Annotated in this window: 21 protein-coding genes; 11 read left to right on the top strand and 10 right to left on the bottom strand. The window is 39.2% G+C overall.

Going from position 1 to position 25152, the window contains the following annotated elements; translation table 11 throughout:
• Positions 1-148: 148 nt before the first annotated feature.
• The 4 genes from MTO68_RS10410 (at position 149) to dapC (ending at position 5936) form a co-directional block, all read left to right on the top strand.
• A complete protein-coding gene (locus tag MTO68_RS10410; RefSeq protein ID WP_244015844.1) occupies positions 149-646 on the top strand; it encodes a metal-dependent hydrolase in 498 nt (165 codons plus the stop codon).
• Positions 647-836: 190 nt separating this feature from the next.
• On the top strand, positions 837-2045 hold the full coding sequence (gene purT / locus MTO68_RS10405; protein WP_244015843.1) for a formate-dependent phosphoribosylglycinamide formyltransferase: 1209 nt from the start codon (positions 837-839) through the stop codon (positions 2043-2045).
• A gap of 26 nt (positions 2046-2071) precedes the next feature.
• The gene (gene glnD, locus MTO68_RS10400; RefSeq protein WP_004821140.1) at positions 2072-4738 is read left to right on the top strand and encodes a [protein-PII] uridylyltransferase; all 2667 of its coding nucleotides are present in this window, start codon (positions 2072-2074) and stop codon (positions 4736-4738) included.
• A 28-nt stretch (positions 4739-4766) separates the two neighbouring features.
• Complete coding sequence (dapC, locus tag MTO68_RS10395) at positions 4767-5936, top strand: succinyldiaminopimelate transaminase (protein ID WP_244015842.1); 1170 nt, start codon at positions 4767-4769, stop codon at positions 5934-5936.
• A gap of 53 nt (positions 5937-5989) precedes the next feature.
• Here the strand turns inward: dapC and MTO68_RS10390 are convergent, their stop codons facing one another.
• A complete protein-coding gene (locus tag MTO68_RS10390; protein ID WP_244015841.1) occupies positions 5990-8212 on the bottom strand; it encodes a TonB-dependent receptor in 2223 nt (740 codons plus the stop codon).
• A 413-nt stretch (positions 8213-8625) separates the two neighbouring features.
• Here MTO68_RS10390 and MTO68_RS10385 point away from each other — a divergent pair, with 413 nt between their 5' ends.
• Positions 8626-9819, top strand: coding sequence for an efflux RND transporter periplasmic adaptor subunit (locus tag MTO68_RS10385; RefSeq protein ID WP_244015840.1), 1194 nt, complete (start codon positions 8626-8628; stop codon positions 9817-9819).
• Position 9820: 1 nt separating this feature from the next.
• Entirely contained in the window at positions 9821-12991 is a 3171-nt protein-coding gene (locus MTO68_RS10380) for an efflux RND transporter permease subunit (protein ID WP_244015839.1), read from the top strand.
• Between the two features lie 245 nt (positions 12992-13236).
• Here the strand turns inward: MTO68_RS10380 and MTO68_RS10375 are convergent, their stop codons facing one another.
• The 4 genes from MTO68_RS10375 to msrB all read right to left on the bottom strand — a co-directional run bounded on the left by MTO68_RS10375 (position 13237) and on the right by msrB (position 15709).
• Positions 13237-13857, bottom strand: a complete 621-nt coding sequence (locus MTO68_RS10375) for a LysE family translocator (protein ID WP_244015838.1) — start codon at positions 13855-13857, stop codon at positions 13237-13239.
• Between the two features lie 72 nt (positions 13858-13929).
• Entirely contained in the window at positions 13930-14775 is an 846-nt protein-coding gene (locus MTO68_RS10370; protein WP_244015968.1) for an AraC family transcriptional regulator, read from the bottom strand.
• Between the two features lie 35 nt (positions 14776-14810).
• Positions 14811-15293 (bottom strand): glutathione peroxidase, encoded by a 483-nt coding sequence (locus tag MTO68_RS10365; protein WP_096733977.1) that lies wholly within the window; start codon positions 15291-15293, stop codon positions 14811-14813.
• Positions 15290-15709 carry a peptide-methionine (R)-S-oxide reductase MsrB gene (msrB, locus tag MTO68_RS10360; protein WP_004720961.1) on the bottom strand — a complete coding sequence of 140 codons (420 nt, stop codon included), beginning with the start codon at positions 15707-15709 and terminating at the stop codon, positions 15290-15292. The genes MTO68_RS10365 and msrB overlap by 4 nt, the downstream gene beginning before the upstream one ends.
• Before the next feature lie 151 nt (positions 15710-15860).
• Between msrB and MTO68_RS10355 the strand changes: the two genes are divergently transcribed.
• Positions 15861-17096 carry a pyridoxal phosphate-dependent aminotransferase gene (locus MTO68_RS10355; protein WP_004720962.1) on the top strand — a complete coding sequence of 412 codons (1236 nt, stop codon included), beginning with the start codon at positions 15861-15863 and terminating at the stop codon, positions 17094-17096.
• Between the two features lie 306 nt (positions 17097-17402).
• Positions 17403-18461: a type II asparaginase gene (locus MTO68_RS10350; protein ID WP_004720964.1), complete on the top strand. Its 1059-nt coding sequence runs from the start codon at positions 17403-17405 to the stop codon at positions 18459-18461.
• A gap of 127 nt (positions 18462-18588) precedes the next feature.
• Here the strand turns inward: MTO68_RS10350 and MTO68_RS10345 are convergent, their stop codons facing one another.
• Complete coding sequence (locus MTO68_RS10345; RefSeq protein WP_244015837.1) at positions 18589-19935, bottom strand: esterase-like activity of phytase family protein; 1347 nt, start codon at positions 19933-19935, stop codon at positions 18589-18591.
• A 110-nt stretch (positions 19936-20045) separates the two neighbouring features.
• Between MTO68_RS10345 and MTO68_RS10340 the strand changes: the two genes are divergently transcribed.
• The gene (locus MTO68_RS10340) at positions 20046-20585 is read left to right on the top strand and encodes a hypothetical protein (protein WP_244015836.1); all 540 of its coding nucleotides are present in this window, start codon (positions 20046-20048) and stop codon (positions 20583-20585) included.
• 69 nt (positions 20586-20654) lie between these two features.
• On the opposite strand, the gene tsaD is transcribed toward MTO68_RS10340, so the two are convergent.
• Complete coding sequence (gene tsaD / locus MTO68_RS10335) at positions 20655-21671, bottom strand: tRNA (adenosine(37)-N6)-threonylcarbamoyltransferase complex transferase subunit TsaD (protein ID WP_004720969.1); 1017 nt, start codon at positions 21669-21671, stop codon at positions 20655-20657.
• A gap of 145 nt (positions 21672-21816) precedes the next feature.
• Here tsaD and rpsU point away from each other — a divergent pair, with 145 nt between their 5' ends.
• On the top strand, positions 21817-22032 hold the full coding sequence (rpsU, locus tag MTO68_RS10330; RefSeq protein ID WP_001136722.1) for a 30S ribosomal protein S21: 216 nt from the start codon (positions 21817-21819) through the stop codon (positions 22030-22032).
• Positions 22033-22070: 38 nt separating this feature from the next.
• Positions 22071-22517, top strand: coding sequence for a GatB/YqeY domain-containing protein (locus MTO68_RS10325; RefSeq protein ID WP_004720970.1), 447 nt, complete (start codon positions 22071-22073; stop codon positions 22515-22517).
• A 125-nt stretch (positions 22518-22642) separates the two neighbouring features.
• Here MTO68_RS10325 and MTO68_RS10320 read toward each other — a convergent pair whose 3' ends face one another.
• From MTO68_RS10320 to MTO68_RS10310, 3 genes are all read right to left on the bottom strand, one after another.
• Positions 22643-23203: a GNAT family protein gene (locus MTO68_RS10320; protein ID WP_244015835.1), complete on the bottom strand. Its 561-nt coding sequence runs from the start codon at positions 23201-23203 to the stop codon at positions 22643-22645.
• 38 nt (positions 23204-23241) lie between these two features.
• Positions 23242-23601, bottom strand: coding sequence for a hypothetical protein (locus MTO68_RS10315; RefSeq protein ID WP_034612790.1), 360 nt, complete (start codon positions 23599-23601; stop codon positions 23242-23244).
• A 150-nt stretch (positions 23602-23751) separates the two neighbouring features.
• Entirely contained in the window at positions 23752-25149 is a 1398-nt protein-coding gene (locus MTO68_RS10310; RefSeq protein ID WP_224965516.1) for a M48 family metalloprotease, read from the bottom strand.
• Between the last annotated feature and the right edge of the window lie 3 nt (positions 25150-25152).

The following is a 25152-nucleotide window of genomic DNA, read 5'->3' as shown; positions in this document are numbered from 1 at the left end:
TTTAATGCATTAGCAAATCAGCGTTTAAATTTAAAGTCTCTAGGATTTAAAATGCTTTTATCTAATCAATTTACAATAATAAACTATGTAAATTAATTAGTTGTGTATGATTGCTTTCAAATATAATATTTAAAATACGCAACTCGATATGTTTATCGCACACTTACCTTCTGGCTATATCTTGGCTAAACTTTTACTCAAGAAATTTAAACAGACAAAAATCACCAATAAAGCTTTTTTTACGCTGATTATGCTTGGTGCAGTTTTTCCTGATATTGATCTATTCTATTTCTATTTATTCGATCATAGGTCGGTACATCACCATAAATATTTTTTACATTGGTTTTCATTTTGGATTCCAATCTTTCTAATCGCTTTATGTTATTTCATCCATTCTAAATACACGGCTAAACCTGCCCTGATGATCAGTCTTTTTTCGGGTGCTGCCCTGCTACATATCGGCTTGGATACTTTTGTAGGTGATGTTTGGCTTTTTGCACCGTTTATTGACCAACCCTATGTGTTTTTTGAAGTCAGCTCACGTTATCAGCCGTGGTGGCTAAACTTTATTCTGCATTGGTCGTTTTTTGTAGAATTATTGATCTGCCTCATTGCGTTGATTCTATGGGTTCGTAAAAAGAATTAATTAAAAACTCTTAATCAGTTTTCTTGCGCAAATTCAAAGCCACTTCATTTGTAGTGGCAAACCACCGATAAGCTAAAAACTTTATAAAAAAATCTGTTAGACAATATCATTATTTTATGTCAATCAGCCCTTAACACACGCCTGAGTTCTGCTATGCTAACAGTCCATAAGACAAGCATGGAAGAATAGCATGAGCGTTACTATTGGTACCCCACTTCAATCATCTGCATTTAAAGTTTTACTATTAGGTTCAGGAGAGCTTGGTAAAGAAGTGGTGATTTCATTACAACGACTTGGTGTCGAAGTTCACGCGGCAGACCGCTACGAAAACGCACCTGCCATGCAAGTTGCTCATTTCTCTTATGCCTTAAACATGGCAGATGCAACAGAATTAAAAGCTTTAATTGAAAAAGTAAAACCCAATCTTATTGTTCCAGAAATTGAAGCGATTGCTACTCAAGTATTAGTCGAAATCGAACAACAAAATATTGCAACCGTGATCCCTTCGGCAAAAGCAGTGAATTTAACCATGAACCGTGAAGGGATTCGTCGCTTAGCGGCGGAAGAACTTGGTTTACCGACTTCCGCTTACCGTTTTGCCAATACTTTAGAAAGCTTCCGTTCTGCATGTGATGACATTGGTTATCCGAACTTTGTTAAACCTGTAATGTCTTCTTCTGGTAAGGGGCAATCTCGTGTCAAAGAATATGCAGAAGTAGATGCGGCTTGGGAATATGCTCAAACGGGTGGTCGGGTAAATCAAGGTACGGTCATCGTTGAGTCACAAATTGACTTTGATTTTGAAATTACCTTACTCACTGTACGTTCGAAAAACCCAGAAACAGGTGAGATTGAAACCGCTTATTGTGATCCAATTGGGCATCGTCAAGATTCAGGCGACTATGTAGAAAGTTGGCAGCCTCAAGCAATGACTGAAACAGCTTTAAATGAAGCCAAACGCATTGCCAATAAAGTCACTGTAGCACTTGGTGGCTGTGGAATTTTTGGGGTAGAACTGTTTGTAAAAGGTGATAAAGTATGGTTTAGTGAAGTATCACCGCGTCCACACGATACAGGCTTAGTCACACTTGCATCACAATTCCAAAGTGAATTTGAATTACATGCACGTGCGATTTTGGGTTTACCTGTCAATACTGAACGGCATAGTATTGCTGCAAGTGCTGTAATCTATGCAGGTATGGATGCAAACAATCTTTTATACTCTGGCTTAGATCTTGCTTTGCAAAATCCTGCTACAGACTTACGCCTGTTTGGTAAACCAGAAGGATTTAAACGTCGTCGTATGGGCGTGGCAACAGCGCGTGCTGAAACAACAGACCAAGCACGTGAACTTGCACAAGAAACGGCTGCAAAAGTCACTGTTCATTTAAACAACTAGCCAATATATTTGCGGACAAGACATCCATGATCAACACCTCTCCTCTGTTGGAATATGTAACTGATATACATGACATTAAAGCGATTAATCAATGGCGTAGCGATGTCGAACAACAGTTAAATGAGGCCTATGATCATGGTACAACGATACGCGAAATTGTGCGTACCCGTTCAAATGTGGTGGATGAAGCCCTTATGTTTCTATGGAAGCATTCAGGGCTAGATCAAACAGATCTCGGTTTATTTGCTGTTGGTGGCTATGGGCGACGCGAAATGTTGCCCTATTCCGATGTCGACATCATGATTCTTTCAGAAGAAGATCTTTCTCCTGAACAAGAACAAACGGTGACGCAATTTATTTCCACACTTTGGGATGTGGGGAATTTTAAACCGGGTGTCAGTGTACGGAGTATCCGTAGTTGTTTTGAACAAGCCACCAATGATCTTACTGTGGCAACCTCGCTGATTGAAGCGCGATTAATTATTGGCAATCAACATCTGGCAAGATGGCCTCGTCGTGTCGTTTCCCAAACTTGGACAGATAAGACGTTCTTTGATGCCAAGATGGATGAACAAGCGCAACGCTATGCGCAACATAACAATACTGAAAGCAATTTAGAACCCGATATTAAAAATGCACCCGGTGGTATTCGGGACATTAACCAAATTGGCTGGATTGCTAAACGGCATTTTCGGGTCAATCGTATTTACGACTTGGTTCATTTGGGTTTTATTTCTGAATTTGAATTGGGCGTCCTAGAAGAAGCTGAAAACTTTCTTTGGGAAATCCGCCATCATTTACACCGTTTAACCAAACGTGATGAAAATCGCCTATTGTTTGATTATCAACGTGATATTGCAGCTAAATTTGGCTATACACGAGAAGATGATCATCATCCAAATTATCCAATTGAACAGTTCATGAAGCGTTATTATCGTACCGCGCAACAGGTTTCGACCTTAAATGAAATGTTATTGGCTTATTTTAATGAATCGGTGATTACCCCACGTTTACCCGACTATGAACGTAAAATCGAAAATATTAACGAACATTTTAAATTGGTTGATGGCAAGCTTGCCGTTCAACAACATAAAACCTTTTCCGAAAATCCAAGCGCTATTTTAGAGATTTTTTATATCTTGGCGAATCGCCCTGAAATCGAGGGTATTCGTGCACGTACATTGCGTCTTTTGACTTTAGCAGCAAAACGCATTGATCAAGCATTTCGTGATAATCCGACCCATCAAGCATTATTCATGGCGATCATTCGCTCTCCATATCGTTTATATGAAACCATGGTGGCAATGAAACGTTATGGTGTATTAGGAAATTATATCCCTGCATTTGGGCAAATCATGGGACTGATGCAATATGACTTGTTCCATATTTATACCGTCGATGCACATACCTTACTGTTAATTCGTAATTTAAATCGTTTTAAAGAACCCGGCTTTGCCAAAGACTACCCTGTTGTCAGTTCTGTATTTCAACGCTTAGTCCGCCGTGACATCGTATTCCTTGCTGCATTATTCCATGATATTGCCAAAGGCCGTGGTGGAGATCACAGTGAACTTGGCGCCGAAGATGCAATTGAATTCTGTCTTGCGCATGGATTTACTGAGCGCGAATGTAATCTGGTTGCTTGGCTCATCCAAAACCATTTATTGATGTCGATGACCGCACAGAAAAAAGATATTTCAGATCCAGATGTGGTGAAAGAGTTTGCTGAAAAGCTTGGTGATATGGAGCATTTAGATTATCTCTATACGCTGACGGTTGCCGATATCAATGCCACCAATCCAAAACTTTGGAATACATGGCGCTCTTCTTTGATGCGTCAACTCTATACCCATGCGCGCGATGTAATTCGTTCTGGTTTGGGTCGTCCTGTTGATTATCAAATGCTGATTGAAGATACCAAATTCTCTGCAAGCGAAGTCTTGGTAGATGAGTTTCCACTTGATCAAGTTGAAAAGGTTTGGCAAGAGCTTGGGGACGAATACTTCCTTAAAGAATCCGCAGATGAAATTGCATGGCATACCCGCGCGATTTTGCAACACGGCGACAACCCTGCACCATTAGTGCTCATGCGTGCGCACCGTAAAGCAGCACAAGATGCTGTACAGATCTTTATTTATACTCAAGACCAACCCAATCTGTTTGCCACCACAGTGGCAATTTTGGATCGTATGAATCTGGATGTCCAAGATGCACGGATTATCACTGCAACCAAAGCCTTTAGTTTAGATACTTATGTGGTCTTGGATCGTTTCGGTACCTTATTAACCGATCCTGAACGTGAAGAAACAGTCAAACAGGCGTTAATTAAAGCCTTAAGCGAATCAGATAAATATCCGGGTTTGATGCAACGTCGTATTCCACGTCAACTTCGCCACTTCGATATTGAAAATACCGTGGATGTAACACTTAACGAAGCTTTGCAGCAAAATATGGTAGAAATCTCTACCCTCGACCAACCGGGCTTACTTGCACGCGTTGGGGGTTTATTTATGATGCAAGGTTTAGACATACATTCTGCTAGAATCGCCACGCTGGGTGAAAAAGCAGAAGATATTTTCTTTGTCACCAAAAAAGATGGCACCCCCCTCACTGAAGCTGAGGCTGAAGTCTTTACCGCAAAATTAAAAGCGGCATTAGATGAAGCATCCAATCAAATCTGTGGGCAACATTAATCTTACTTTCTATCGTGGTAATTGTTTCATGAACTCTAGTTTGTCTTTATTACATCCTTATCCATTTGAAAAGTTAAGCCAGCTTTTTCAGGATGTAAAACCTGCAGATTTACCTTTGATCCCACTTTCAATTGGAGAACCAAAGCATCCTGCTCCTGAGTTTGTGAAGCAAGCGATCATTGATAATTTTCAGCACCTTTCAACTTATCCAAACAGCAAAGGTTTACCAGAACTTCGTGAAAGTATTGCTCAGTGGCTAACCCGTCGTTTTAAACTGAATGCAATCAGTGCCGAAGATCATGTCCTTCCAGTAACAGGTACACGTGAAGGGATTTTCTCTTTTGTACAAGCCTTGATTAATCGTGATGACGCACCTTATGTGGTAATGCCTAATCCGTTCTATCAGATTTATGAAGGTGCAACACTTTTAGCTGGCGCCAAGCCATACTTTGTTAACTGTACCGAAGATAACAATTATCTCGGTGATTTTGATGCTGTACCTGCTGAAGTTTGGGAAAAAACTGCACTTTTGTTTGTTTGTACGCCGGGAAATCCTACTGGTGCGGTACTTTCAAAAGCACAATTTAAAAAGCTAATTGCACTTTCTGACCAATATGACTTTGTGATTGCCTCTGATGAATGTTACTCAGAATTGTGGTTTGATGAAGCACCGATCGGTTTATTGGAAGTCTGTGCTGAATTAGGTCGTGACGATTATAAAAATTGTATCGTATTCCATTCTCTGTCTAAGCGTTCAAACCTACCGGGTATGCGCTCAGGTTTTGTTGCTGGGGATGCAAACTTACTTAAACCTTATTTAAAATTTCGTACTTATCACGGCGCTGCAATGCCAGTCCAACATCAATTGGCTTCAATTGTTGCTTGGAACGATGAAACACATGTTGAAGAAAATCGCAGACTGTATCGTGCCAAATTTGATTTGTTCCAAAATGAACTCGGTCATCTTTTAGCATTACAAAAGCCCGATGCTGGTTTCTATTATTGGTTAAAAGTCGATCATGATGAAAACTTTGCCAAAATGTTAATGGAAAAAGCCAACATTAAAGTTTTACCGGGGCGTTATTTGTCTCGTGATACTGAACAAGGCAATCCTGGTGAAGGTCATGTTCGTATGGCATTGGTCGCAGATATTGCTCAATGTGAACAAGTGATTCAACGTCTAAAAACCATTTTATAAAAATATACTGTTATAAAAAAATGCCCCAAATTTGGGGCATTTTTTTATGGTGTTTAAAAATCAAATGCCGCACTTAACATGAATGTACGAGGTTGCCCAGCAACCAAATAGCCGTTCTCGGTATTGGAGCTACTATTGATGTTGTCGAATAGACCAACTGATGACCAATAGTTTTTATCGAAGACATTATTTACACGGAAATTAAAAGTTGTCGGTGTCTGCCCCAACTGAGTTTTATATGTCGCGCCAAGATCTAAAGTCGTCCAATCACCTACTTTCAATTTATTGTTTAAACTCGCATAAGTCGAACCTGTATAAGTAACTTGAGCATTTAAAGACACATCTTGAACTGTTGGCAATTTCCAATCAGCACCAACATTTGCTTGAAATTCTGCAACACCCACTTCCTTTTTATTATCGTAGTTAGCATTACCTGTATTTTTTTGCTTTGCATCAATCCAAGTTGCACCACCCAACACTTTTAAAGAATCCGTCAATTGACCAAAAGTATTGAGTTCAACACCACGATGTACATATTTACCCGCATCACTAAAAACACTGTTTTCAAGTACTGCACGCTGCTTATCGATATCAAACAAACTTAGGCTTGCGCCAAACTGATCATTTTCATATTTGGCACCAATTTCTTTTTGTTTAGCAACGAATGGTTTGAGTGTTGTAGTTTCTTTCGTCGTTGAATTGGTATTACTCAAACCTTTAGCTAAAGATTCAATATAATTTGCATAAACCGAAACTTCAGGCAGAATTTTATAACTTAGCCCCAAAGCAGGGGTAAACTTACTTTCATCATACCCACCTGATTTAATTGAAGTTCCATAATTATAATTTTCTTGCATGATGGTTTGATAACGTCCACCGAGCATGACTGTTAATTTATCATCTAAGGCTTTGAGGTTATCGCCAATGGCAATACTTCTTAAACGCGTCCGAGTCGTTAATTTAGGTGTATCTAAATTATTCCCAAACAACGCATTTTGTGAATAAGCAGGTTGATCATACTGGATTGGATTATAGATATTGTTGGCTAACGTATTGTTATAGTCCATCACATAAGCATTGCGGGTGTTCTGTTGAAATGCCGATGCAGATAGCACTAAATTATGTTCAATTGAACCTGTGTTTACTTTACTACGCACACCAACTTCACCAGTATTGACCATATCTACACGCGCATTGTCAAATCGATAAATGGTTCCCGCACCTGTTGTCTGATTGGTCAATGTCATATTTGCTAAACTGTTTTGCTCTTCGCCATGTCGAAAACCATAAGCAGCATAAGCTGTTAAATTATCTGCTAAATCATATTCAGCACGATAACTTCCGAATACATCCTCTTCATTTGAATACGTCCATTTTTGTGCAAAGTTATCTGAGCCATCAATTGCTTTCGGAATCTCGGTAATACCCGCGCCTAAAGTCACGTTTGGACGAGTCGCTTTTAAACGATTATTCACATAACCCATATCGCCAGAAAGACGTAAACGATCACCACGGTAATCCAAACCTATAGAAGCTAAGCCTAAAGATGCTTCTTCATTATCAACAGCAGTATCACCGCCATGATATGCTGTGTTTACTCGTACGCCGAATTGTTGATCTTCACCAAAACGGCGAGAAATATCATTGGCAATATAACCGCCATTAAAGTCCGTACCTACTGTGACACGATTAAGTGGTTCGTTACTTGCACGTTTCGGCAATAAGTTAATTGCACCACCAATCCCACCATTACTTGGCATTGCTCCATTTAAAAATGAGGATGCCCCTTTTAATACTTCAACACGTTCAAACAGCTCTGCAGGAATATACTGACGTGGTAAAATTGAATATAAGCCATTATAGGCTGTGTCGTCTGAGCCCAAGTTAAAGCCACGAATATAATAATTTTCTTGGAAATTACCAAAACCGCGTCCGACACGAACACTTGGATCCGCTTTTAAAACATCCCCAACACTTTTTGCTTGTCGCTCTTGAATATATTGATTGGTATAGCTGGTTAGATTAAACGGTGTATCTATATTTTTCTGATTGCCAAATATCCCAACTTTACCACCAGAAGCCACCTGTCCTCCAGCAAATGCTGGCATTAAACCCTCTGCTGATGCATCTGCACTTGCGACTACTGTAATCGTACTCAGTTGTTTTGCATTACCATTGCTCGACTGAGACAATGAAGCATCTTGTTGTTCAGCATGCGCAATTGCAGCACTTGTCGCCACTGCCATCATCACAATTAAGGGTTTAATTTTTCGCATAGGAGGCTCTAAAACAGTCATCTAAATTAAGCCGCCATATTAAATGATAATCACTCTTACTTAAACTTGCTTTCTCATTTTATAAGCGTGATTTTTTAAATAAAAAAGCAATATCTCATGGTATTTATTTATTAAAAAATATTATAAATTGTGAATGGTCTTGTAGTTTTTATACAAAATTATGCTGATCTTGATGGTTTCTATATTAAAAACATATAAATAATTTTAACCGCTCAAGCCATCTAATAATCAAGGCCTTAAAACAACAATTATCACTAACTTCAACGGCCTCTCTATAGCAAAATTTAACCGCTTAACTTTCAAAAAATCACATTAAGCGCTGTATTGCAACTTGACCAAACATAGAGCCTTTAGAGATACTCAACTTATCTCTACTCATTTAAAAAACTAAAATGAAATCGCATGACCCAATGAAAAAAAAGCGCATAAACTCAAAACTCGGGATCATTATTGCAATTATTTTTATTGTGCTAATCGTGGCTTTTATTGGATGGAAATCTTCAAATAAAAAGCAGCCTTCTCCAGAAAATGCAGCAACATCCGCTTCTAGCGCAAAACCAGCACTGACTGTAACGGTGATACAACCCGAGCTACAAAACTGGAAGCAAAACTTTACAGCCAATGGCAATATTGCTGCATGGCAAGAAGTGGTGATTGGCAGTGAACTTTCGGGGCAACGAATTACCAAAGTCAATGTCAACGTTGGAGATAGCGTACAACGTGGGCAAGTTTTGGCTGAAATTAACAGTGAAAGTATTCGTGCTGAATTGGCGACAGCAAAGGCCAATTATGCAGAAGCGAAAGCTGTTCTAGATGATGCCAGTATCAATAATCAACGTATTCAACAACTCAAAAATACTGGTGCAATTTCACAACAAGAAGCGACAAAATACCTGACTTCTCAAAGTACAGCACAAGCCCGTTTAGATGCTGCCAAAGCCCAAATTGACAGTAATCAGCTTCGTTTAACACAAACCCAAGTGATTGCACCCGATCATGGGGTTATTTCAGCACGTACAGCAACAGTTGGCTCATTGGCACAAACAGGGCAAGAACTGTTTCGCTTGATCCGTGATAACCGTTTGGAATGGCGTGCCGAAGTAACCTCGACAGACTTATATAAACTTAAAAAAGGCATGACAGCGCATATCACCTCACCTGATCCTAGCCGTTCAGCCGTTTCAGGTAGCGTTCGGATGATTGCACCAGTCATTGACCCGCAAACACGTTATGGCTTGGTCTATGTGGATATACCTACCACTGATGCTGTTCGTATGGGTATGTTTGTCAAAGGTGAGTTTGATCTAGGCGAAAAGCCAGCACTAACAGTGCCTCAAACCGCAGTACTTTTACGTGATGGTTTCTCTTATGTGTTTATTGTCAATAAAGATAATCGAGTAACTCAACAGAAAGTCACACTTGGTCGACGTTTAAATGATCGTGTTGAAATTGTTGATTTAGCAGCAAACACTCAACTGGTTGCATCTGGAACAGGATTCTTGTCAGATGGTGATTTAATCAAACGTGGGCAAGCGATTCCAGATACACCATTGACCAAACAACTCGTTAGCACGCAGGAGAAATAACATGAATTTCTCCGCTTGGTCGATTAAAAATCCGATTCCCGGTATCTTGCTTTTTATCATGCTTGGTTTAGCGGGTTTGATGTGTTTCCATTGGATGAAAATACAACAATTTCCCGATATTGAATTACCAATGGTCACGGTCACAGCGGCTTTACCCGGTGCAGCACCGCCGCAACTGGAAACAGAAGTTGCACGTAAAATTGAGAACTCGATTGCAACTTTACAAGGACTTAAAAATCAATATACCAATATCCAAGATGGTGTAGTCACCGTAACTGCAGAGTTTCAACTGGAAAAACCACTGCAAGAAGCTGTTGATGATGTCCGTAATGCGGTTTCACAAGTACGTTCAGATTTACCCGCAGATCTTCGTGATCCAATTGTCAGTAAAATCAACCTTTCAGGTTCACCAATTCTCACCTATACCATTCAGTCCCCTCGTATGGATGAGGAAGCGTTGTCTTGGTTTGTGGATTACGATGTTGCACGTGCAATGTTAAAAGTCAAAGGCGTTGGTGCGGTTTCTCGTGTAGGCGGCGTCACGCGTCAAGTTGATGTTGAATTAGATCCTGAAAAACTCTTAGCATTAAATGCCACAGCAACAGACATCACCCGACAATTACGCCTTGTTCAACAAGATGCATCTGGCGGACAAACCAAAATAGGCGGCAGTGAACAGTCTATTCGTACCATTGCCACAGTAAAAACTGCTGCTGAAATTGCAGCAATGGATATTGCCTTGAGTGATGGTCGCCATATTCGGCTGGATCAAGTTGCTAGCATTCGCGACGGCATTGCTGAACGACGTTCTGCTGCACTGTTAAATGGCCACCCTGTGATTGGCTTTGAAATTACTCGCAGTAAAGGTGCAAGTGAAGTTGATGTTGAAATCGGAGTAAAAGAGGCACTTGAAACATTAAAAGCGGCGCATCCTGATATTAAAATCACTGAAGCATTTAACTTTGTAAATCCTGTGGTTGATAACTATAAAGGCTCAATGTCCTTGCTGTATGAAGGCGCACTTCTTGCAATCTTGGTGGTTTGGTTATTTTTACGAGATTGGCGTGCCACGATCATTGCGGCTACTGCCCTGCCTTTGTCCATTCTACCTGCCCTAATTGGCATGTATTACTTAGGTTTTACTTTAAATATTGTCACACTGTTAGCCATGTCGTTGGTTGTGGGAATACTGGTCGATGATGCCATTGTAGAAATTGAAAATATCATACGGCATCTTCGAATGGGGAAAACGCCTTATGAAGCGGCCATGGAGGCAGCCGATGAAATTGGTTTAGCCGTGATTGCCACCACTTTCACCTTGATTGCAGTGTTCTTACCCACTGCCTTTATGAGTGGTATTGCAGGTAAATTCTTTGTGCAATTTGGCTGGACAGCGGCTTTGGCTATTTTTGCCTCACTTTTGGTGGCACGCTTACTGACACCTATGATGTCAGCCTATATTCTTAAACCTTGGGTTGGCAAAGTTGAAAGTCATCATGACAACCAAGTATTAGATGATCAAAGCCAAGCAATCAAAGATCATGGTGATCTTGAACTTCAACATGATCGTGCCAAAGATGGTCGGGTGATGCGCGCCTATATGCGGATGGTGACTTGGTGTTTAAATCATCGTTGGATCACCTTAAGCAGTGCCATCATATTTTTTATTGCTTCACTGATGCTCATTCCATTACTCCCTACAGGCTTTGTTCCACCACCTGACACTGGGCAGACCCAAGTGCGTGTCGAGCTTCCACCAGGTTCACAATTTCCAGATACCTTAAAAGCAGCAGAATACGCGCGTAGTTTAATTAAGGATCATCCTGAAATTAAAAGTGTCTATACCACGATTGGTGGTGGTTCAGCAGGTACAGATCCTTTTGCGGGTGGTGCATCAAGTGAACCAAGAAAAGCAACCTTAACCATTCAAGTCACAGCACGTTCAGACCGTGCTGCAAGTTTGCAAAAAATTGAAAACGACTTGCGCCAACGTTTAGCTCCATTGCCTGGTGCACGGATTCAAGTCGGTATTGCAGGCAATAACAGCCAATATCAAATTGCCCTGTCAGGTGATGACCCAGATGTATTAATCAGTACAGCACGTCAAGTAGAACGAGAAATCCGGACTATTCCAAATATTGGTAGTATTACCTCAAGCGCAGCATTGATTCGCCCTGAATTGGTGATTCGCCCTGACTTTGCAAAAGCTGCGGATTTAGGCATTACCACACAAAATATCGCTGAAACTGTGCGTATTGCCACGGCGGGAGATTTTGATCAGAATTTGGCAAAATTAAACCTTTCGCAACGGCAAATTCCGATCGTCATCAAACTGCCCCTGTCTGCACGTCAAGACCAAGACCTGATTAAACGCTTGATGATTACAGGCAGTAAAGGTCCAGTGATGTTAGGCACCATTGCACAAGTTAATATTGAAAGTGGTCCTTCACAAATTGACCGCTTTAACCGTTTACGTAACATCAACTTTAATATTGAGCTCAATGATCAGCCTTTAGGCGATGTTGCGGCTGCTGTAGATAAACTTCCAACCATCAAAAACTTACCTCCGACGGTAAAACGTACCAATCTGGGTGATGCCGATGTGATGGAACAGCTCTTTGCAAGCTTTGGTTTAGCTATGCTCACAGGCGTATTGTGTATCTATGTGGTCTTGGTGCTCTTGTTTAAAGACTTCTTACAACCAATCACCATTTTAGTAGCATTGCCTTTGGCACTGGGTGGTGCGTTTGTGCTACTGCTTTTAGCAAAAAGTAGTTTTTCGATGCCAAGTTTGATTGGCTTAATCATGTTGATGGGAATTGCCAGTAAAAACTCGATTCTTTTGGTCGATTATGCAATTATCGCCCGCAATGAACGGCAGTATTCACGTATGAATGCGCTCTTAGATGCCTGCCATAAGCGTGCACGACCGATTATTATGACCACTTTAGCGATGGGCGCAGGTATGTTTCCGATTGCGTTAGGAATAGGTACAGATCCAAGTTTTAGAGCACCGATGGCAATCTCTGTAATTGGTGGACTGATTACCAGTACCTTCTTGTCGTTATTGGTTATTCCTGTTGTGTATACCTTTATTGATGATATTCACAACATGTTATTTAAGCCCAATAAAGCCAATAAATCGAAAGAAGCAAGCGTATCTCATTCTTGATTTTTAAAATTGAATGAGATGACAACATAATGTAAAAGAGAAAGCCTATCTAGATCTTTATTAGACTTCTTTCATAAGTCCTTTTTAAAACCATAAATCAACATAAAAGCGCCCTCATCCTAGCCTTCTCCCAAAGGGAGAAGGAACTTTCAATACCAATATGATTCACTCCACATGATCATTTTTTGATTTATCAAAGATCTTTATTAGATAGACATTTTTTTATTTGGGCTAATTTTATTTGATTAATTCAGCAACAAAACTGCGGCAAATAAGCCAAAGCATAAGGATGAAAGATAATAAATATATTTGATTTTGGTTTTAAACCAATGCATAGCTTTATTTTGAGTCATCAATCGCACCAGAAACAAGTTCCAGATCAAAACTACACTCACCATCCACAGACAGGTTAAAGTCAGTTGAACAACATTATAGTGTTGATAAATTGCCATAATAATACTGCTATAAAACAGAATATTTTTAGGATTTAATAAACTCGACTGTATCCCCAGTAAGACATATTTTATCCATGCAAAAGTGGGTTTATTTTGGTGCTCTAGATGGTAATCCACTGTTAGCTTAGCTTGTTGTGCAAATATGAAACACCGATAAGACAAATAACTTAAATAAGCAATACAGCCCCATTTTACCAACTTTAAAATTTCATCATCGAGTTTGCCAAGAAAAAACAATGAGCTCAAAATAAGACCAATCACGGCAACATTTCCCAAGACGATCCCTAAGCAAACAGCCCTCGCTGCATGTGGTCCATTTCGAAACAACGAAGTTAAAATAAGAAAAAAATCAGGGCCCGGCGAAAGCAAAGCAATGAAATGGGTGACAATCACAATAATGAACAGTTGCATTACTCGATCCAAAAAATATTTAGATAAGCTTAAATATTTTTAGAACCTATTATCTTGTAGATAATTGCGCAGTTAGAGCATGACAAACTGAGCTTGAAACTGCTTTGGTGTGATTCCAGTATGCGATTTAAACACATGATGAAAATGACTTTGGTCTGTAAATCCCAAATCATGTGCAACTTGAATAATTGCTTCTCCAGACTTCAAACGCTTTCTGGCTATATTTATTTTTTGATTTAATTGATACGCATGTGGTGTTAAACCAAAATTATTTTTAAACAAGCGAATAATGGCATAACGACTAATCCCGAGGCTTTGACTGAGATCTTCTAAAGAAAGCATCTGTTTACTGTGATTCATATCATCAATTATTGCACCCAAATGCTTTTGAAAATAATCAGACTGCTTTAATAAGGTAAATTCAAAATTGGGCAATAATATTTCACTCAGCACTTCAATTAATTGTTGTTGTTTGAATAAAATCGATATGGTTGGATCAAATAACAGCTGATTTAACTGCGTAAATGCTTGGTATATATGTGGGTTTGTTAAAATTTGTGGTTTTAGCAACGGAATATGATGAGGATAAAGCTGCTCAATATCTTTGACTAATTCTGAAACGAGTTGAGCAACCCAATGTGCATCTAAATGCATCATCTGATAACTCCATGCTTGATTTTCCAGTGGATTACATGCGTGTTCCACCTCAGCAGGAATGATCACTACGCTTCCTGTTTGAATTTGCTCCTCACTGGCAAAATAGCTACTAAAGCGGCTTATCCCACAATCTACAGCACCAATCGAAAAGGTCGGATGGCTATGTGATTTATAGCAAATACGGCTTTGACATGCCCTACGTGTTTCGACATAGGGCATTTGCGGATCAGTCCAAAATTCAACTGCAGTGTCTAATTGCATCATATCCTCAGTCTTATTTTGGTCTGTACAACAGGTTATTCTGCTAAAGCTTTTTCAATATCCTGTTCTATATCCTCAGGCTTCGTGGTTGGTGCATAGCGGTTAATCACTTCACCTTTCTTATTTATTAAGAATTTGGTGAAATTCCACTTAATGCCACTGCCGAGTATGCCCTTACTGTTATTGGTTAAATAACGGAATATCACATGCGCTTCAGGTCCTTTTACATTCACTTTAGCGAACATTGGAAAAGAAACACCATAATTGCGTTGGCAATAAGCGCCGATTTGCTCATTTGTACCGGGGTCTTGTCCACCGAACTGGTTACAAGGAAATCCTAAAACTTCAAGACCTTGGTCTTTATATTTCTCGTAAACCTTTTCTAATCCTGCAAATTGTGGAGTAAAGCCACATTTACTTGCAGTATTTACAATCAATAAAACTTTTCCTTCATAATCAGAAAAAGATTTATTTTCACCCTCTAACAGCTCAGCCTCAAACTGATAAATGTTGGTCATGGATACGTTTCCTCGTCGCCTTTTTCTTGTGATTTTAATTCTAAAGAAGCGGAATTTACGCAGTAGCGTAAGCCCGTTGGTTGTGGTCCATCTTCAAATACATGCCCCAAATGAGCGTCGCAATGATGGCATATAATTTCTACACGTTCCATACCATGCGAATGATCATCTTGTTCTTCTATAACAGTATTATTGATCGGTTTAAAAAAGCTCGGCCAACCACAACCACTGTCATATTTGGTTTCTGAAGAGAATAATTCTTCCCCACAACATCGACATACATAGGTTCCATGCTGCTTGGAATTCCAATACTTTCCAGTAAAGGCAGGTTCAGTGCCCTTTTGTCGAGTGATTTTAAATTCCTCTGGTGATAACTCTCTTTGCCATTCTCGGTCTGTTTTATTGAGTTTTCCCATCATTAAACTCCTTTAAATCTTTGACATTCAATGTCATGCTTCAGTACTTCCATATTTACGCTAGAGCTTGGAAAATTTCTAGCTAAATTTCAACATAGATTGTGATATTTCAGTAATCTATTTTTTTAACTCAAAATAATTGGATAAAATTATGTCCGTTTTAGGTAACACAACCCCACGTGAAATCAAGAAATCGTCAAAGCTAGAGCATGTTTGCTACGACATTCGTGGACCAGTGTTACGAGCGGCCAATGAGATGGAAGAAGCCGGTCATAAAATTATTAAATTAAATATCGGTAACCCCGCCCCGTTCGGCTTTGAAGCCCCGCAAGAAATTATCAATGATGTGGCTTTAAATTTGCCTAATGCTGTCGGTTATACAGATTCAAAAGGAATCTTCCCTGCGCGTAAAGCCATCTGTCAGTATTATCAGCAAAAAGGTATCTTAGATTTACATGTCAAAGATGTGTATATCGGGAATGGTGTATCTGAACTGATCGTTATGGCGATGCAAGGTTTATTGGATGATGGCGATGAAATGCTGGTTCCAATGCCGGATTACCCATTATGGACGGCAGCCGTCAACCTATCAGGTGGTACAGCGATTCACTATAAATGTGATGACCAAAACTACTGGTATCCTGATATGGCGGATATGGAAAGTAAAATTACCCCAAATACTCGTGGTATTGTGGTGATTAACCCAAATAATCCAACGGGTTCAGTCTATCCGCGCCATGTTTTAGAACAGATCGTCGCATTAGCAAAAAAACATGATCTAATTTTATTTGCAGATGAAATTTACGACAAAATTGTGTATGACGGTATCGAACATGTCTCTGTTGCAGCATTAGCAGGAAACCATTTATGTGTTTCTTTTAATGGTTTATCTAAAGCCTATCGTATTGCCGGCTACCGTTCTGGTTGGATGGCGATTACGGGTGATAAGTCACGTGCAATGGATTACATCGAAGGCTTGGACATGCTTGCCTCAATGCGTTTATGTGCCAACCATCAAGCCCAATATGCGATTCAAACTGCTTTAGGTGGCTATCAATCAATTAATGATTTGATCCGCCCAGGTGGTCGTTTATATGAACAACGCAATATTGCTTGGGAAATGCTTAACGATATTCCTGGCGTGTCGTGCGTAAAACCAGAAGGTGCAATGTATTGTTTCCCTAGGCTAGATCCTGAAATCTATCCAATTGAAGATGATGAAAAATTCATGTTAGATTTCCTCAAAGCTGAAAAAGTTTTACTGGTTCAAGGTACAGGTTTTAACTGGCCTACACCTGATCATTTCCGTGTGGTATTCCTCCCCGCAGAAAATGAATTACGTGAAGCAATGAACCGCTTAAGTCGTTTCTTGGCAAAAATGCGTTAATCTTTATAAAGTAAAGATAAGCTCAAAAAGGCATTCAAAATTGAATGCCTTTTTTATTGCTCAAGCATCTGTACAACTAAAAACTTAGTCATTGACGTTATATTGCACAACATCTTCATTGAATGCTGAAAAAACACACTGGCAAGCACTTTATCCAGTTTTAATAGTATGTAACTATAAATTTGAGTGATTATTTGAAAAATTACATTTTTAAATAAGTATGGGCAACAGCTCAGTATTTATATAGATTGAAAAACTGGTACAAAAAATGCTTATGACCAGAACAATGATTGAAAAGGATAGTTTATGAAAAAGACGGTTACTGCACTTACACTTGCAATTGGCATGCTTTTACCCTTTACGAGTTATGCAAAAAATAATGTCGTTGTCGTCGCAACTGGCGGTACGATCGCGGGTGCTGGAGCAAGTTCTACAAATAGCGCAACATATACTGCTGCGAAAGTTCCTGTAGATGATTTGTTGAATGCAGTTCCGCAAATTCAAAATCTTGCTAATGTTACAGGCGTACAGGCTTTACAGGTTGCTTCAGAAAGCATCACTGACAAAGAGCTTTTAACCATTGCACGTAAAGTAAATGAATTGGTTAAAAAGCCTGATGTGAATGGCGTGGTGATTACCCATGGTACAGATACTTTAGAAGAAACTGCTTATTTTCTAAGTCTTACGGTTCATACAGATAAACCAATTGTCGTTGTTGGTTCTATGCGTCCACCTTCAGCGCTTTCAGCTGACGGCCCTTTGAACCTGTATAGTGCTGTTGCGCTTGCTGCCGCAGACAGTGCCAAAGGCAAAGGCGTTTTTGTGTTAATGAATGATGATATTTTTGCAGCACGTGATGTGTCAAAGACCATCAATATTCATACCGATGCTTTTGTCAGCCAATGGGGTGCTTTAGGTACACTGGTTGAAGGTAAACCTTATTGGTTTAGAAACGTTGCAAAACGTTTTAACAATAGTTCTGAGTTTAATATTGAAAACATTCAGGGTGATGCGTTACCAATCGTTCAAATCGTTTATGGTTCAGGCAATATGCTTCCAGATGCCTATGTGGCCTATGCGAAAGCGGGTGCTAAAGCCATTATTCATGCGGGTACAGGTAATGGTTCCGTTGCCAACTATATTGTTCCGACATTAAACCAACTCCAGCAACAAGGTGTACAGATCATTCGTTCTTCACGCGTTCCACAAGGTTTTGTGTTACGTAATGCTGAACAGCCTGATGATAAATATGGTTGGGTGGTTGCTCACGATTTAAATCCGCAAAAAGCAAAACTTTTAGCCGCTTTGGCACTCACTAAAACCAAAGATGCAAAAGAAATTCAACGGATGTTCTGGGAATACTAAGTTTAATCTTTGAATCAAGCTTAATACTTGAATCAACTTTAAAACCAGCACAAAGTTAAGCGTGAAACTATGCATTAAACCGTCAAATAAATTTGGCGGTTTAATTTTATCTTGAATGGATAATGATTTAATCCGCTGTTAAATCCAATTGATCAAGGATATAAAGTGTATTGCCATCGATGATAGTTTTATCTTGATCCAAATACTTTTGTTCCAGTACCCCATCTGTTTCAGAAAAAGCATAATCATCATCATTGAGCACTGCTAAATGCTGTTCATCAATCACCCATAGACCTTCAATTTTATCGTGCGGATACTGTAAACGCGCAACCAAATCCACCACTAAGGTTTTTTCTACCGGATAGATACCCTGTTGAGCCAGACCACTCCAGCCTGCTGTTAACACATATTGTTCTAAGGTTTGTTCCGCTATCAACAGGCCGAATTGTTCATCTTGCCGAATCGTCGAAGTTGGCTTTAGCTTTTCCAAATCAGTGGCATGTTGCAAATTGATTTTATAAATCCGTTTAAATGCTTGAGAATTATCTTTATAGAAATCATCATCACGTTCTGCGACTAGAAATTGAGTGGAACTCAAGGCTGTAATTGCTGTATTTGAATAGGTCTTTGCACCCCCTTCTTGTTGATACAAATACTGAGAAACGACTTTGCTTTCTAAATCAATCGTCACAATACGCACAAGATCTGATTTGCTTACCGATGCATCGGGATTGCTCATGGTGGATTGCATGATGCCCACCAGCTTTTTTTGATCAGGTGTAATGGTTAAACCTTCCATCCCTCGATTTTGGCGTCGATTGGCATATTCTTGGGGCAATAAATACCCCGATGTTCTGCGCTCATCTAAGACATAGGCATTGATCCGGTCGATTTCCAGCCCATCTGCATTAAAATGCACAATATGAGGACCATATTCATCACTGACCCAGAAAGTACCATCTTTGAGTGCAACCAAACCTTCAGCATCCAATCCAAATTCATCTGTGCCTATGGCTAATTTCTTGCCATCTTGGTCATAGGCGATTTCTTTACTTGCACCAAAATGCTGATTAGGCAAACCAGTAATATTTCTGCCCGTTGGATCTTTTAATAAAATTTCTTTTATTTTCTGAATAGTTCCATCTTTTTTTAACTCAAATAATCCAATTTTAGGGGTATAGTCAGGCTCTAAAAAGATTTTGCCATGATCCTGATTGACGTTATACGTGGTATTCGGCCCACGATCTGTAAGTGCATAGAATTGATACTTTTCTGTAGGGTGTGCTGAAATTTCTGAACCAAACCCACCACAACGAACCTCGATAAAATGGCCTGGTTTTGCACCATCAGGAATATTGTGAATGTTTAAAACTTCATAAGGTAAACGCACGCCTTGGCTAAATTTTTTATAAAGCTGAGGATCTGTACCAATATTGTTTGGGTGGATATGCTGTTCAGAAGACAATAAGTCCATGTTCCAATCTCATTTTTTAATATTCTGATTATTTTTTATCATGAAATCAGATAAACCACAGTAAAAGAAATGCGATAAACTGTGTAGAAACACCTTCAAAGTCAATATAAATGAAAAGATTTTTCGCCCTATCACTGATTGTTTGTTCTGCATCGCTACAATTGGCATATGCTGGGACGACGTTTAAAAAAGTTTCTGAGTGTCAGAGTGATTATTTTAATGGCGATTATTGTTCTAAAGCCAATCTTGCCAAATATAAAAATGCGCTTAAAACAATGCAGCCCAATTTCGATAAAAAATATATTTTACTCAATACGGGAACTCCAGATTCTTTAGAAATGGTTGCTTTAGATACCCAAACGGGTATTGCCTATCCACTCAATTATCAGTTTACGGGTTGGGAAGATAATGAAGGCAATGTCAAAAAGAAGCCCACTTATACATTTTCATTGAATGATGCCAAATTATGCTTAATGGGTTCACAATTCGATGGTGATCACCCTGGCACACATGAAACCTATAGCAATATTAAAAATTGTTTTAGCATCAATCATCAATATGGCCATACAAACTTTGAATCAAATTACGATGATCAGGTTCAATATCACTATGATAACAAAAGCAAAACATGGAAGCCTTATTCGCGTTAAATTTTAGATCCATAAAAAAAAGAGGCTTTCGCCTCTTTGCTAAATTTAACAATCCGTTCAATATCGGACTTAAACTAATTCAGGTTTCGTCAATTCAGTCATTGGCCAGCGTGGTGTTGTCGTCACCGATAAACCATCTTTTTGTCCAGCTTTTAAACGCTGATAACCTGCAAACGCAATCATTGCGCCATTATCTGTACATAAAGCAGGTTCTGCATAATAAACTGTTGCTTTAATTTTAGCTAAGTCTGCTTCTAAGCGCTCTCTTAAACGTTTATTGGCACTGACACCGCCCGCAATCACCAAACGTCTTAAACCCGATTGTTTTAAGGCTTTAATCGACTTTTTAACCAAAGTATCCACTAAAGCTTCTTGGAATGAAGCTGCAATATCTGCATCACGTTGTTCTTCACCTAATTTTTTTAACTGCACTGAAACAGCAGTTTTTAGACCACTAAATGAAAAATCTAGCCCTTGATGCAACATTGGACGTGGAAATTCAAACGCGTTTTTGTCACCTTGTTCCGCCAATTTTGAAATATTTGGACCACCCGGATAAGGTAATTTCAACATTTTTGCGACTTTATCAAAAGCTTCACCAGCGGCATCGTCAATCGACTCACCTAGAATTTCGTACTCACCTATTGCATGTGCTGCCATCAATTGAGTGTGTCCACCTGACACTAATAATGCGACAAACGGAAATTCAGGTGGATTTTCGGATAATAATGGAGCAAGCATATGACCTTCCATATGATGCACGCCAATTGCGGGTTTATTCAGCGCAAAAGCCAAGGTGCGACCAAATAATGCCCCTGTCATCAGTGCGCCCATTAAGCCAGGGCCGCGCGTATACGCCACTGCATCGATCTCTGATTTTTTTACACCGCTTTGCTCAAGCAACTGATTAATCAAAGGAATTAACTTACGAACATGATCACGAGAGGCCAACTCAGGGACCACACCACCATACTCTGCATGCAATTTAATTTGACTATATAACACCTGTCCTCTTAAGCCGACTTCATTGTCATAGAGCGCTAATCCTGTTTCATCACATGAAGTTTCTAAGCCCAGAACGATCATTAAATTGCCTTTTACCCATTTCAAAATATTGCTAAAGCTATTATAGACTTGTGGTATGAGATGTAAATGAGTAAAATACTGACCTTCACTTGTGATCTAGGGTAATTCGACCCTGATCTTATCCATAACTTAATGAGGATTCTTCATGCCACAAGTTAAATTGAAAGAAGGCGAACCAGTAGACGTAGCTATCCGTCGTTTCAAACGTTCATGCGAAAAAGCTGGTGTTTTAGCTGATGTTCGTAAACGTGAATTCTACGAGAAACCTACTCAAGAACGTAAACGTAAAAAAGCTGCTGCTGTTAAACGCTACCAAAAGAAATTGGCGCGTGAATCAGTACGTACTACTCGCCTTTACTAAGATTAATTTGTGATTGATTGACTCACCTGGACAGATAAATGACTACTTTAAAAAACCAAATAACTGATGTTTTAAAAGCAACAATGCGTGCTAAAGAAATGGGTAAGTTAACGGTAATTCGTGGTCTACAGGCAGCAATCAAGCAAATCGAAGTCGATGAGCGCATAGAGCTTGACGATACTCAGGTTCTTGCGGTCATTGAAAAGCAAATCAAACAACGTAAAGAATCGGTCAAAGCCTTTGAAGGTGCAGGCCGTGAAGATTTAGCTAGTAAAGAACAAGCCGAAATTGAGGTGTTATCTCAGTTTCTACCTGAAGCTATGTCAGAGGACGAGCTTGATTCTCTCATTGCGCAAACTATTACTGCGCAAGGTGCAACTAGCATGAAAGATATGGGTAAGGTGATGAATTCTCTACGTCCGATCATAGCCGGACGTGCCGATCCAGCACAAGTTTCTGCAAAAATTAAAGCAAAACTTGGCTAAACCCAACGTTCTTAAATCTGAATTTCTGTTTGATTTGGTCTATTTAACAACTTAAATAAAAATTATTTTGCAATGAAATAGTTTCTTGTTAAATAGCCCAAAATCGTCAATCTACAAATCTCACTTCATTTATTTTCTATCTGATAATGGCAAATATCTCTAAAGCCACCATCGACTGGATTCTGTACAGATTGATATTGAATATCTTTAAGCAAAAACCCTGCTTTTTCACATAATTTTCGTGCCAATATATTTTCTACATCGACATAAGCATTTAAACCCAAAAAATTCCATTTCGAGAATAAACTACCTACAAATAGTGTTAGCGCTTGTGCCATATAACCTTTTTGTTTAAATTTTGAGTTTCCCCAAAACCCAATAGATGCAGTATTTTGCAACCAATCAATTGCATGGATATCGATCACCCCTAAAAAATCATCAGTTTCTTTTAAACGGATAATAAATACAAAGTTCTCTTTATTTAACAACGCCACCAAACGAGATTGGCAGAATGCCATTGAAGCTGGCAAATTAGGCTCTTCCAATGCCCATGCGAGACTTGCAGGAAACTTTCTAAGCTCGGTTAAAGTATTTTTTATTGCACTATATAAATCTTCAGCATCAGATACTTGAATGATGTTGAGAACAATCTGCTCATTCTCAATTTGAAATTGGGTAAAATCCATAAATGATGTGGCTCAGATGTAAGATGTTAAAGATAAACCTATTTCAAATCACACTGAATATTATATTTTTTTAGTAACTGCATTTCAGGTGACAACATCACTTTATCAATCACATTTTGTTTGGTCATAGATTGCGCTGATGGTGGGAGGTATCGACGATTTTCATCTGTCGTTTTATACATATCATCGACATATTTTTTAACAATGCCACAGAATTGTGACTCTTGTTGCGGGTTAAACTGACTCAATTTAGGATCTAGACTACGCAAAAAAAATTTCATGTCGGCACTGTATTGCGTCGAAATACGCTCAACTTCTCGAACATAGCTTTCTGGTACTGCTGCAAATGTTGAGTGAGCATAGAAAAAAATGCTGCATGCGATTAAAATTTTCTTCATGTGAATCAAATACTTTATTATAACTTTAAGTGATTTTAGCTTAACCTGTTCACGCAAGAATAGAAAGTAAATTTTCTTTAATGGTACATTTAAAATCACCCATTATTTTTAGTTTTTTAACTCAAGCTTTAAGTTCTTTAAATCTTATTTTTAAATTTTTAACTTCCGCTCATCTTGCATCACTTTTAAGCGTGTATCGATACGGGCACTCATCGCATTGTTCTCTTTAGCCAAGCGCTTGGCATGTAAAAGTGATTTAATTGCATTTTCTTCATCACCAGACCAATATTGAACTTCCGCCCGATTTCTCAGCACATTGACTGTACGCATTGGATTCTTTTTATCTAAATTTGCCGCTTGTTGTAACAGTTGCCAGCCAATAATATCTTTATTATTTTTATTCACAAAACGATTAACCAATTGCTCAGCTTCTTTGGGCTTCTGCTGTCGAATATAAACTTCGGCTAATTTATAACTTAATGCACGATTTTCTGGGGTTATGATTTGCTTACTGATGATGGTTTGATAGGCATCATCTAATTTATTTCGCCCTAAATAAATATCAGTTTGAATCAAAGTAACCAAAGTATGCTCAGCGTTGACCTTCTTGGCTAAATTCAGCTGCGTCTGCGCATTGTCATAATCACCTTGCAGCAAATAAAATTCACTTAAAGCCAATAAACCCGCTAAATTATTCGATTGTGCTAAAGCCAGCAATTGACGGTCAGTGGCTTGTCCCGAAATCACTGCGGTATACCATTTAATAATATCAAAATCAGATTGCTGAGCACGAAAAGGAACTTTTGGAAATTGATTTGCCCTTAATCTGGCTTCACTCATACGCTCTGTTGTTAAGGGATGGGTTAACCAAAAATCAGGTAAAAAACTTAACCGACTGGTAGAACGATGCATGGTTTCAAAGAAATCAGCCATACTTTCTGGGTCATATCCAGCCCCATACATAAACTGCATCCCGATCCGATCAGCTTCACGTTCTTGATTTCGGCTATAACTGAGCTGCTTGTCCATCAATGCAGCTTGTGTACCCATCATCACCGCACCACCAATATCACCATCCGCTTTGGACGCCAATGCAGCGCCAACAATGATTCCAGCAAGCGCCAACAAACCTTGACCTTTAAATGCTTCCTGTGAACGGCTGTAATGACGTTGTGTGACATGGGCAATTTCATGTCCCATTACACTGGCAACTTCATCCATGTTACTTGAAGCTGTAATCATCCCACTATTTAGGGCAAACATGCCCCCAGGTACTGCAAATGCATTGATCTGAGCATCTTTAATCACCACCAAGCCTACTGGCTGTGAAAGCTGGGTCTGACTGAGAATTTTTGAAAAAACCAGCATAAACTGATCTTCCAGCCAAGGATCTTGCAGAACTGGCATTTGCTGTTGCACTTGACGATAAACTTTTTCACCAATGGTTTTTTCTTTTTGTTGATCAATAAACCCCACCCCACTGCCAATCTCAGGTACTTCAAATTGAGTACTATTCTGAGTTTGCAGAAAATCATCAGCTGAGCTAATTGA

The sequence above is a fragment of the Acinetobacter sp. NyZ410 genome (assembly GCF_022828975.1).
Classification (GTDB): domain Bacteria; phylum Pseudomonadota; class Gammaproteobacteria; order Pseudomonadales; family Moraxellaceae; genus Acinetobacter; species Acinetobacter guillouiae.
This window is presented reverse-complemented; position numbering and strand designations above follow the sequence as displayed.